Below are 10,693 nucleotides of genomic sequence, written 5' to 3'. Positions count from 1 at the left end.
AGGACGGGGGGCGCGGGGGGGCCACCACGGGGGGGCCCCGCCCGGCGCCGCGGCGACGAACGGACCGGTGCTCCCGGTCGATCCAGCGGTGTCCGGCTCGCTCAGGCCAGGACGTCGGAGAGGTCGTCGAGCAGGACCGACTTCGGCTTGGCGCCGACGATCTGCTTGACCGGCTTGCCGCCCTGGAAGACGAGCAGGGTCGGGATCGACATGACCTGGTAGTCACGCGCGGTGGCCGGGTTCTGGTCGATGTCGAGCTTGGCCACGGTCAGCTTGTCGCCGTGCTCGGCGGCGATCTCCTCGAGGACCGGCGCGACCATCTTGCAGGGGCCGCACCAGGTCGCCCAGAAGTCGACGACGACGGGCTTGTCGCTGCCCAGGACCTCGTCGGCGAAGGTGGCATCGGTGACGTTCACGGGCGCGCTCATCGCGGCTCTCCTCGGGTGTTGCGGTTGACTGCTCGGGCGATCAGGACGGTGCGGGGACGGCCTCGCCGGCGGGCTCGGACGACCCCTCGTCCACCGAACCCGCGCGGGGGCCACCCTCGCGGGCGTGGATCGACGCGAAGTCGTCCACCTCGGCACCGTCGACGCCCGGGGTGGGCGGCGGGGCGGTGTCGCGGGTGTTGTCGGGCTGCTCGGCGAGCCAGCGCTCGGCGTCGATCGACGCCTGGCACCCGCTGCCGGCGGCCGTGATGGCCTGGCGGTAGGTGTGGTCGACGAGGTCTCCGCAGGCGAAGACGCCGGGGATGTTGGTGCCGGTGCCGGGCAGGGCCACGCGCACGTAGCCCTCGTCGTCGGTCTCGACGACGTCGCGGACGAGCGCCGAACGCGGGTCGTGACCGACGGCGACGAACATGCCGGTGACGGCCAGCGTGTCCTCCTCGCCGGTGACGGTGTTGCGGACCCGGACGCCCTCGACGGTGTTCTCGCCGAGCACCTCCTCGACCACCGTGTCCGTGCGGATGGTGATCTTGGGATCCTGGCGGGCGCGCTCCAGCATGATCCCGGAGGCACGGAACTCGCTGCGCCGGTGCAGGATCGTCACCGAGCGGGCGAACCGCGTCAGGAACGTCGCCTCCTCCATGGCCGAGTCGCCGCCGCCGACCACGACGATGTCGTGGTCGCGGAAGAAGAAGCCGTCACAGGTCGCACAGGCGCTGACCCCGCGGCCCAGCAGCTTCTCCTCGCCGGGCACGCCCAGGTACCGGGCCTGCGCGCCCATGGCGAGGATGATCGCGCGGGCGTGGTGGTCGGTGCCGTTGACACGGACCGACTTGACGTCACCCGTGAGGTCCATCGACTCGACGTCCTCGGGACGCAGGTCCGCCCCGAAGCGCTCGGCCTGCCGCCGCATGCGGTCCATGAGCTCCGGGCCCTGGATCTCCTCGGCGAACCCCGGGTAGTTCTCGACGCCCGTGGTGGTCATGAGGGCGCCACCGAACTGGCTGCCCTCGAACTCGAGCACGTCGAGCTGGGCGCGCGAGGCGTACACCGCAGCGGTGTACCCAGCCGGTCCCGAGCCCACGATGATGACGTCGTGGATGGTCTGGTCGCTCACGTCGGCGTCAACGCCCCGGACCCCCACAGGATTCCCCACACGGGTGCGCTCACCGGCCGACGAGCGTGTCGGACACGGTGAGCGGTGCCCCGGTCGCGCATCCCGGCTCGACGACGAGCAGCCGGAACCGCGCGGCGACCCCGGTCGGCAGGACGAGGAGCACGCCGGGCCGCCCGTCGACGACGACCTGCCGCGCGCCCACCGGCCGCGTGCCCGGCGGGAGACCGTGCGCGGCGAGGCAGTCGGCCAGCCGGCCCTCGTCGGCGAGCGGGCCGTAGTCGGCGCGGCCGAGCCCCGCACGCAGGGCCGACACCCCGTCGCCGCTGCTCAGGGTGGGGACGCCGGGGGCCGGGGAGACCACGGGCGGGGCGGGTGCGGCCGTGGGCGCCGGGGTGGCCGGGGAGCCGGCGGAGACGACCACCACCGCCACCACGGCGGCCGCCACCGCCGCCACGCCCGCCAGCACGCCGGCCCCGACCCACCGGCGACGCCCCCGGTGGGGGCCCTCGGGCGGCTCGGTGCTCGCGGGGGGCTCGGTGCTCGCGGGGGGCGCGGCCGGCTCGGACGTCCCGGACGTCTCGGCCGCCAGCGCCCGCCGCACGTCGTCGACGAGCCCCGCGGGCATGGCCGGTGTCCGGGCGCCGTGGGCGGCGAGATCGGCCCGGGTGCGGGCGAGGGCGGCGGCCACCGCCGGGTCGGCGGGGTCGGGCAGGTCCACCGGGCGGGGCCCGGTGTCGCTCTCGTGCTGCTCGTCGCTCACGGTCCTCCTCCCCTGCGTTCCGGCCCGCTCGTGTGTTGGACGTCGCCGGGACCCCCGCCGTTCCCCCGACCCCGCGGCACGATCGGGGCGTCCCGCGGCCGGAGGTGGCCGAGGAGCCCCGCCAGGCGGCCCCGCGCCCGCGCGCAGCGGCTCTTCACCGTGCCCTCGCGCACGCCGAGGACGGCGGCGGCCTCGGTGACCGAGAAACCGTGGACGTCGACGAGCACCACGGCCATCCGCTGGCCGTCGGGCAGCGCGGCGAGGGCGTCGGCGACGGTGAGGCGTGTGAGGTGGTCGTCGATGCCGTCCCGAGGCGTGGGCACGTCGTGGCCGGCCAGCGGCTCGACGGGGCGGGTGCGGCGCCGGCGGATGCGGTCGAGGCAGGCGTTCACCGCGATCCGGTGCAGCCACGTCGACACCTCGGAGTCGCCGCGGTAACGGGCGGCGCCGCGCAGGGCGGACACGAACGTCTCCTGGACGGCGTCGGCGGCGTCCTCGCGGTGGTCGAGCGTGCGGAACGCGAGCAGCCAGAGGCGTTCGGCGTAGCGGCGCACGATCTCGTCGAAGGCGCCCTGCTGACCGGCCACGTGCGCCGCGAGCAGCTCGCGGTCGCTGCGCGGATCGGGCAGGTCGGGCACGGCTCGGGACGCTAGCCGCCACACGACCGCGGCCGGGGCCGTTCCGGGAAGCTCGCCCGGCTCAGGGTGCGGCGCGCTCGATCGTCACGTCGGCGAGCTCGGTGACGTACTCGTCGTCGTCCTCCTCGCCGAGAGCGGTGATCCAGACGAGCAGGTTGCCCGTCGGCGGCGCGGCCTGCAGCGGGATGCGCAGCACGTCCTCGTCCTCGCCGACCGTCCCGGCCCCGAGCAGCTGGGTCTGGGCCAGCGGCACGTCCGCGGCGGGCGCGGACCGGATCTCGATGCGGGTCCCGGGACTGGGCGAGCGGACGGTCACCGCCGACACCGGGGCGGGCGCGGCGAAGGTGGTCATCATGCCGATCCCGGGCTTGAGCGCCGGGAGCTGCTGGCGGTACTCCGAGGTCGACCACGTCGTCTCGGGGTTGTTGTCGGCGGCCCGGTTGATGCGGGTCGGGTTGTCGGGGCTGCCCGCCGGGCTGTACACCGCGACGCTCGACAGCTGCACCGGCCCGGCCGGGACCGGCGCGGGGGGCACCGCCGACGGGGGCGGTGCGGGCGACGGGGCCGGCGCGGCGGTGGGGGCCGGCGTCTCGGCCGGGATCACCACCACCGGCGGTCCGGACTGCCCGCCACCGGCGACGACCGAGATGATCTGGTAGCTGACGAACCCGAGGATCGCCAACGTGGCGATGAGCAGCGCGGTGACGCCGACGCGCAGCTTCCGCCGGCGCTCCGGGTCGGGCTGGGGCTCGGGGTGGGCCTCGTCGTGCCAGACCTCGGCCGGGTCGTCGGCGTCGATGGTCTGCCCGTCCTCGAGCACCGGCAGCAGCACGCCGTCGTCCTCGAGGCCCGCGCGCATCTGGGTGACGAGGCGGTGCACGGCGGCCGCGGTGCGGATGCCGCCGTCCTCGTCGAGCGTGCGGTCGACCAGCGCGGCGAGCTCGACGGGCAGGTCGGGGCGCAGCTGGCGGGCGGACACCGGGGCGCCGTCGGGACCGTGCGGGGCGAGGCGCAGGCCGGCCGGGGCGCGGCTGCCCTCCGGGCCGGGCCAGCGGGCCGTGAGCAGCAGGTAGAGCAGGGCGCCGAGGCCGTGGACGTCGTCGGCGTTCGTGGCCTCGCCGCGGGGCATCGGGAAGGCGAGGCGGGTCGCCGCCCGGGCGCTCACGCGGACCCGCTGGGGGTGGTCGAGGCCCAGGACGAGCCCGGAGCGGTGCGCCGCGGCCACGGCGTCGGCGAGCGGCTCGATGACGCGCAGGGCGGCACTCGGGCGCAGCGGTCCGTCGGCGACGAGCTCGGCGAGGTCGCGCCCCGGCGTCCACTCGGCCACCGCGGCGCCGAGGACCCCGGTCGGCAGGGGCGTGCTGCCCGGCCGGACGACGTCGAGGATGCGCGCGGCGTGCGGGTGCTCGAAGTGCGCCGACCGCGTCGCCCGCGACAGGGCCGCCGACGCCTTGGCGTCGCCCTGCCAGGTGCCGACGAGCAGCGTCAGCGCCACGTCGCGCTCCAGCACGACGTCGCGGGCCTTCCACAGGACGGCGTCGGCCTCCCGGTCGCGCCCGACCTCGGCCACGAGGCGGTAGCGCTCGACCAGCAGCGTGCCCGGCATGAGGGGCCCGGCGGCCCTCGGGCCCGACGCGGGGCCGGGCCGCAGGGGGCCGCCGGCGCCGCGCGCCGGCCGGCGCGGTGGGGCCGGGAAGGGCCCCGACGGCGGGCCCGGCGGACCGCCCGGTCCGGGGCCCTGCGCGGCCGGACCACGGGGCGCGCGACCGGCGCCGCCCCCGGCCGGGGTGGGCGGCGCGGCGGTGGTGCTGGACCCGTTGGTGGTGCTGGACCCGTTGGCGCTGCCGTTGGTGCTGCCGGTGGTCCCCGCGGTCGCGCTGCCGTTCGTCCCGCCGGGCGAGGCCTCGGACGTGGACGAGCCCGCGACGCGGGAGACGTGGGTGGTCGGTCCGTCGATGCCGACCCCGGTGCGCCGCGGGGGCGTGGCCGGGGCGGCGGGCGCTGCCGGCATCGCGACCTCGGTGTCCTCGGACGAGGGACGCGTGGACGGGCGCTCCCCCGACGTGTCGCCGGCCAGCTCCCTCACCTCCCCCTCGGACGTCGTGCGAGCCTACGGGACTCGCGCGCCGCTACGGGGGACGCGCCACCCCGGCCGCGGGTTGCCCCGGGGCCCGTCGGGCACACATCACGAGGCCGGCGCGCGCCCCCGGCCCAGGAGCCGGCGCAGCCGGGAGACCACCGGGTCGAGCTCCGGCACCTTGAGCAGCCGCATGGCCACCGCCACGGCGGCCAGGAACACCGCCGATCCGGTGAGGAGCACCAGCCACGCCCGCAGCACCGGCGAGGTACCGCCGCCGAGGACGCGCTCGAGCAGGGTGACGCACAGCACGGCGACGAGGACCGACACCACCGAGGCGATGAGGGTCAGCACGAAGGTGCGCAGCACGCGGCGGGTGTCGAGGTGCCCGAGCCGCAGGCGCAGCCAGATGTTGCCGACGACGAGGCCGACGACGAACCCGAACGCGTTCACCGCCGCGAGGCCCAGCACGACCTGCTCGGGCGGCAGGAACACCGGGCACAGGTAGGCCATCGGCACCTTGATCGCGGTGATGACGACCATGATCAGCGTCGGGGTGCGGGCGTCGTTCATCGCGTAGAACACGCGCATCTGGAGCATGACGACGGCCATCGGCAGCAGCCCGAACGCCGAGGCCGCCATCGCCCCACCGAGCGAGGCGGCGCCCTCGGGGCCCGAGCGGCCGATGCTGAACAGCGCCACGCCGAGCTGCGACCCGAAGACGGTGAGCAGCGCGCTGACCGGCAGCAGCGTCACCGTCGAGAGCCGCGAGCCCAGGGAGAGGTCGGCGACGACCTGGTCGATCCGCCCGTTGGCCGCGGCCGCGCTCATCCGGGGCATCAGCGCGGTCAGCAGCGAGACGCCGAGGACGCCGTAGGGCACCTGGATGAGCAGCCAGGCGTAGCTGTAGATCGCCGGTCCGCCGTCGTCCGACCCCGACGCGACCCGCATGATCGACGCCAGGCCGACCTGGCTGACCAGCACGTACCCGACGACCCACGCGGCGAGCCCGCCGAAGGCCGACAGGCGCTGGTCCCACCCGAAGCGCCACTTCCACCGGAAGCCCACGCGCCGCATCGCCGGGAGCATCACGGCGGCCTGCACGACGATGCCGAGCGTGCTGCCGACGCCGAGCACCAGCAGCTGCGTGGTGGAGATGCCCACGGGTGGCGACGGCAGCACCGCGTAGATGGCCAGCGCGATGAGGGCGACGACGTTGTTGAGGACCGGCGCCCAGGCCGCGGGGCCGAAGTTGCCGCGCGAGTTGAGGATCGCGCCGAACAGGGCGCCCATGCCGTAGAAGAAGATCTGCGGCAGGAGCAGGTAGGCGAAGTCGACGGCGAGCTCGACGTCGACGTCGGGCGCCAGGTACGGGCGGATGAGCAGGGGCGCCGCCACCACGGCGAGCGTCGTCGCCACGAGCAGTCCGACGCTCGCCCCCGAGAGGAGCTTCTGGGCGAACGCGTCGCCCTGGTCGCCGTCGTCCTTGGCGGCCTGGACGAGGACGGGGATGACGACGCTGGTCAGCACCCCGCCGAGCAGCAGCTCGAAGATGATGTTCGGCAGGGTATTCGCGACGTTGAACGAGCTGCCGACGAGGTTGAGGCCGACGATCGCGGTCAGCCCGAGCGTGCGCAGGAACCCGGTGAGCCGGCTCACCAGGGTCGCGACGGCCATGCCGCCGGACGCCTTGACCAGCGCCTTGTCGTCGCGGCCCGGGTCGTCCGCGGGCCGGCGCGGTGCGGGGACGGCGGGCGCGTCCTGCTCCAGCGGCGGGCGCGGGAGCAGCACGGTCTCCTCGAGCGACCCCGAGACGCTCCACGACGCGAGCGGGGCCGGGCGGGCGCGCCGGACCGTGCGCTCGTCGCGCGGGCCGGCGGGGAGCACCTCGGTGCGGTGGGGGTCCGCCGGACCGCGACCGGGCGCGGCCGTGGCCGCGTCGACGGCGTCGACCGCCTCGACCGCGGCCGTGGGGGCGGTCAGGCCGGTGGTCGACGGCTCGGACGCCGCGGCGCCCGCGGGCGAGCCGGGCGGGCGCGGCGGGGGTGGGGTCGGCGGGGTACCGCCCGACGTCCGCGGCATGGGGCGGGTGAGGCCGGCCGCACCGGGCGGATCGCCGGCGGGAGGACCTCCGCCGGGCGGGCCCCCGGTCGGCGGGGGTCCGGGGCGACCGGACGGCGGCGGGCCGTGATGCCCGGGTCCGCCCGACCCGCCCGGCCGGCCCGGCGGCACGGGGGGTGGCGCGGAGTGGGGTGCGGCGGGCGGGCCGGGGACGGGCCCGGGCGCGGAGCCCTGGGGTCGGGACGGGCCTCGGGTGGGCGGCGGGCCCTGCGGCGGCTGGCCCTGCGGGCGCTGGCCGTGGGTCGGCGGCGGGCCGTGCGCGGGCGGGGGGCCGTGGGCGGCCGACCCCGGTGCCGGCGCGCCGCGGCCGGCCGACGGCGGGCCCGACCGTCCCGCACCCGGCGGCGGACCCTGCTGACCGGCCCGGACGGCCTGGGGCCCGTCCGGGACCGGCGCCCCGGTCGGCCGCGGACCACCGGTGTGCTCGGGGGGAGACGACGGCGGGGGCGGCGGGGGGACGACGTCGGGCGCGGCCGCGTCGCCGGCGCCGCGTCCGGTCCCGCGTCCGGTCTCCCGCTCCGTCTCGTCGGCGGGCGGGTCGTCCGGCCGGCGGCCCGGTTCGCGGGCCGTCACCGTCTCTGCAGCTCGCGGGTCGGGAGATCCGCGTCCGTCGTCGTGCCCGGGTCCCGGTGCCGCCTGCGACGGGACCTCTGGTCGCGCCGGGCCGCCCGGACCCGGCGAGCGATCCGCACGCTCGCCAGGATCACCAGCACGACGGCTGCGGACGCGGTCAACCACACCGTGATCGTGCCGTAGGCGGTCGACCGCAGCAGAAGACGAGCCGTGGGACCGAGAGGTTCACCCCCCGGTGTCTGCGCCTGCGCGTCGACCGCGAACTGGCCCGCACGGGTCACCTCGACCTCGACCTGCACCTGCCGGCTCCCGAACGCCGGCACGGTGACGACGGGCAGCGAGGCGGTCCGCAGCCCGGGTGTGGGTTCGAGCACGACCTGCACCCGGACGGCCACGGGCAGACGGTTCTCGACGGTCAGCAGCAGCGGCGCGTCGTTCGAGCCCAGCGAGTACGAGCCCGACGGCTGCGCGACCCGCACCAGGGAGCGCAGCTCGTCGACCTGCCGTTCCACCGCCGCGACCTGCGCCTCCTGCACCGCCGGGTCGCCGCGCCACGCGGCCGAGAGGCTGCGCAGCACGCCGTCGGTGAGCGGTTCGACGAAGTCCGACGGCGACGGCGCCCCGACCCCGTCGCGCTCGGTCGCGGCGAGGAGCTCGCCCTGGCGGTCGCGGACGACGCCGGCGCGGGCGACGAGGCCGGGCGGGGCTACGCCGTCGATCTCCCGCTCGGGCGACGCCAGGGCGGTCGGCGCGAGGGGGGTGGCCGCCCCGACCGGCCCGACGAGCGTGGCGAGGTCCACAGGGCGGGCCAGGCCGAGTCGGGCGAGCTCGTCGACGCCCGCGAGCAGCGCCGCCGCCTCGTCGGTGCTCGCGGCCCAGTCGGTGGGCGGGGCGACGACCTCGACCGCCGGCGCCCCGTCCGCGGGCGGCTCCTGGAGCGCGCGCAGCCCCAGCACCCCGAGGGCGTCCTGGACGGCGAGCGGCGCGGCGGTGCCCGCGGGGCTCGTGGCGTCGCCGGGCTCGGCGGCGGGACGCGGGGCGAGCGCGGTGGCCGCGACCGGGTCGAGGGCGACCGCCGCCGGCGCGGACCCGGCCGCGCCCGGCAGCCGGGCGAGCGCACCGGCGGGCAGGCGTCCGTCGAGGAGGTCGCCGTCAAGAAGCAGGGCGCGGGCGCCCTGGGCGGTGAGCGCGGTGACGGTGCGCTCGTCGACGAGCCCGCCGGCCGGCCAGACGGTGCCGGCGACCGGGGTGACGCCGAGGAGGTCGCCGACCCGCCGGGTGCCGGTGGCCACCGCGGCGGCGGTGAGGTCGGGACGGTCGCCGTGGGCGGTGGCGACGAGGTCGGTGCCGGCGTAGGGCAGCGCGACGACGCAGCGCCCGCGGGCCTGGGCGCGGACGGCGTCGAGCCAGCGGTCCGCGGCGGCGGCACCCGTCCCGGCCGTGGTGCCGCCGGTGGCCGTGCGGACCTGGTAGCCGCCGGTCATCGCGCTCGCGGTCTCGAGCAGGTCGGCGTCCACGGCGAGGCAGACCGAGCGCGCCGCCGCCGAGCCGGCCGGCGCCGCGCGGCCGAGCGCGTCGACCAGCCCCGCGAGGCGACCGCCCGGGGCGAGCGAGGTGGCGAGGTCGTCGTCGGTGAGCAGCGTCGGCGCGCCCGGCACGACGGGCAGACGGCGGGGACGGTCGGCGAGCGGGTAGAGCACCGCGACCGCGGTCGCCTGCCCGACCGGGGGCGCGGCGGGCGGGCCCTGACCGGGGACGCCGACCACGGGCAGCAGGAACGGCACCGCATCGAGCCGGGTCGGGCCGGCGGTGCCGAGCGCGCCGTCGACGTCGACGAGCAGCGGGTGCACCCCCGGCGCGGCGAGGGCGAGCGAGCCGGGGCCGGTCAGCGGCACGCGCAGCGTGAAGGGCACCGCGGCGCCGGGGGCGATCGTCGGCGCGACCTCCACCGACGGCGTGCGCACGGCGGCACCACCAGGAGCACCGCCGGACGCGCCGTCGGTCTCGAGCGCCGTGAGCGCCGCCCGGCTGCCCGAGAGCGCGGGCCCCCGGGCGAGGCGGACCCCGACGTCGCGGGCGGGGACCGCGGACCGGTTGGTGACCCGCCCGGTGACGACGAGCTCGCCGGGCCCGTCAGTGGTCACCGTGCGCGGCGCGAGCCCGTCGAGCACGACCTCGACCGGCGCCGGGCGGGCCGCGGCGTCGGGCGCGGCGTCGGGAGCCGCGACGGCCGGCGGCGCGACCAGCACGAGCAGCACCCCCGCCACCGTGGCGGCGAGCAGGGCGAGAGGACGTCGGAGGGCTCCCCGCGGGCCGCGGGGAGGGCTCACGCCGACTCCTCCAGGATCTGCGCGGCGCGCCGCACCAGGCGGCGCTCGTCGGCGTAGGCCAGCCGGGCGTCGAGCTCGGCGAGCGGCACCCACGCCACCTCGGTGACCTCGACGTCGGCGTCGGAGAGCTCGCCCCCGTGGGCGCGGAGCAGGTAGTGGTGCACCGTCTTGTGGATCCGGCGGTCCTCGGCGACGAACCAGTAGTCGATGCTGCCGAGGAACGCCCGCACGGACGCGATGATGCCGGTCTCCTCCTCGACCTCCCGCACGGCGGCCTGCTCGGCGGTCTCGCCCTCCTCGAGGTGGCCCTTCGGCAGCGACCACAGCAGACGCCCGCGGCGGTCCAGCCGGCCGATCAGGGCCGCACTGGCCCCGGTGGCGTCGACGACGAGGCCTCCCGCCGAGGTCTCGTCGACCGTGCGCATCCGCCGCCGGGAGCCCCGCCGGCGCCGGTCGCCGGACCGGCGGGACGGGGTGGACACGCCCGCGATCGTACGGCGCGCCCGCGGTGACGGGGATCTGTCGCCCGGTCGACGCGCGGGTGTCGTGTCGGGGACGTGGTGTCCCGGGCGGTCTCCCTGCTCGCGGTAGCCTGTCCTGTCGTGCCCGGACCCGCGCCAGCCCCTACGTCCAC

Annotated in this window: 8 protein-coding genes; all 8 read right to left on the bottom strand. The window is 77.6% G+C overall.

Annotated features, from left to right (window positions below; all coding sequences use genetic code 11):
• Positions 1 to 101: 101 nt before the first annotated feature.
• Positions 102 to 428 carry a thioredoxin gene (gene trxA, locus PGB27_RS28125; protein ID WP_274203755.1) on the bottom strand — a complete coding sequence of 109 codons (327 nt, stop codon included), beginning with the start codon at positions 426 to 428 and terminating at the stop codon, positions 102 to 104.
• 40 nt (positions 429 to 468) lie between these two features.
• Complete coding sequence (gene trxB / locus PGB27_RS28120; protein ID WP_274203754.1) at positions 469 to 1,560, bottom strand: thioredoxin-disulfide reductase; 1,092 nt, start codon at positions 1,558 to 1,560, stop codon at positions 469 to 471.
• A 49-nt stretch (positions 1,561 to 1,609) separates the two neighbouring features.
• On the bottom strand, positions 1,610 to 2,320 hold the full coding sequence (locus PGB27_RS28115) for a hypothetical protein (RefSeq protein WP_274203753.1): 711 nt from the start codon (positions 2,318 to 2,320) through the stop codon (positions 1,610 to 1,612).
• Positions 2,317 to 2,958 (bottom strand): RNA polymerase sigma factor SigM, encoded by a 642-nt coding sequence (gene sigM / locus PGB27_RS28110; protein ID WP_274203752.1) that lies wholly within the window; start codon positions 2,956 to 2,958, stop codon positions 2,317 to 2,319. Before sigM ends, PGB27_RS28115 begins: the two co-directional genes overlap by 4 nt.
• Before the next feature lie 61 nt (positions 2,959 to 3,019).
• The gene (locus tag PGB27_RS28105) at positions 3,020 to 5,044 is read right to left on the bottom strand and encodes a protein kinase family protein (protein ID WP_274203751.1); all 2,025 of its coding nucleotides are present in this window, start codon (positions 5,042 to 5,044) and stop codon (positions 3,020 to 3,022) included.
• A 99-nt stretch (positions 5,045 to 5,143) separates the two neighbouring features.
• Positions 5,144 to 7,117 carry a murein biosynthesis integral membrane protein MurJ gene (gene murJ, locus PGB27_RS28100; protein WP_274203750.1) on the bottom strand — a complete coding sequence of 658 codons (1,974 nt, stop codon included), beginning with the start codon at positions 7,115 to 7,117 and terminating at the stop codon, positions 5,144 to 5,146.
• A 608-nt stretch (positions 7,118 to 7,725) separates the two neighbouring features.
• On the bottom strand, positions 7,726 to 10,059 hold the full coding sequence (locus PGB27_RS28095; RefSeq protein ID WP_274203749.1) for a DUF6049 family protein: 2,334 nt from the start codon (positions 10,057 to 10,059) through the stop codon (positions 7,726 to 7,728).
• Complete coding sequence (locus PGB27_RS28090; protein WP_274203760.1) at positions 10,056 to 10,484, bottom strand: NUDIX hydrolase; 429 nt, start codon at positions 10,482 to 10,484, stop codon at positions 10,056 to 10,058. Before PGB27_RS28090 ends, PGB27_RS28095 begins: the two co-directional genes overlap by 4 nt.
• Positions 10,485 to 10,693: the final 209 nt, after the last annotated feature.

The sequence above is a fragment of the Actinomycetospora lemnae genome (assembly GCF_028737315.1).
Lineage (GTDB): Bacteria > Actinomycetota > Actinomycetes > Mycobacteriales > Pseudonocardiaceae > Actinomycetospora > Actinomycetospora lemnae.
The sequence above is the reverse complement of the archived record's forward strand: the minus strand, read 5'-3'. Positions and strand labels throughout refer to the sequence as shown.

What these genes read in the sequence shown, in the direction of transcription:
- trxA (WP_274203755.1), bottom strand. Translation starts at nt 428, where the DNA reads ATGAGCGCGCCCGTGAACGTCACCGATGCCACCTTCGCCGACGAGGTC.
- murJ (WP_274203750.1), bottom strand. Translation starts at nt 7,117, where the DNA reads ATGCCGCGGACGTCGGGCGGTACCCCGCCGACCCCACCCCCGCCGCGC.
- PGB27_RS28090 (WP_274203760.1), bottom strand. Translation starts at nt 10,484, where the DNA reads ATGCGCACGGTCGACGAGACCTCGGCGGGAGGCCTCGTCGTCGACGCC.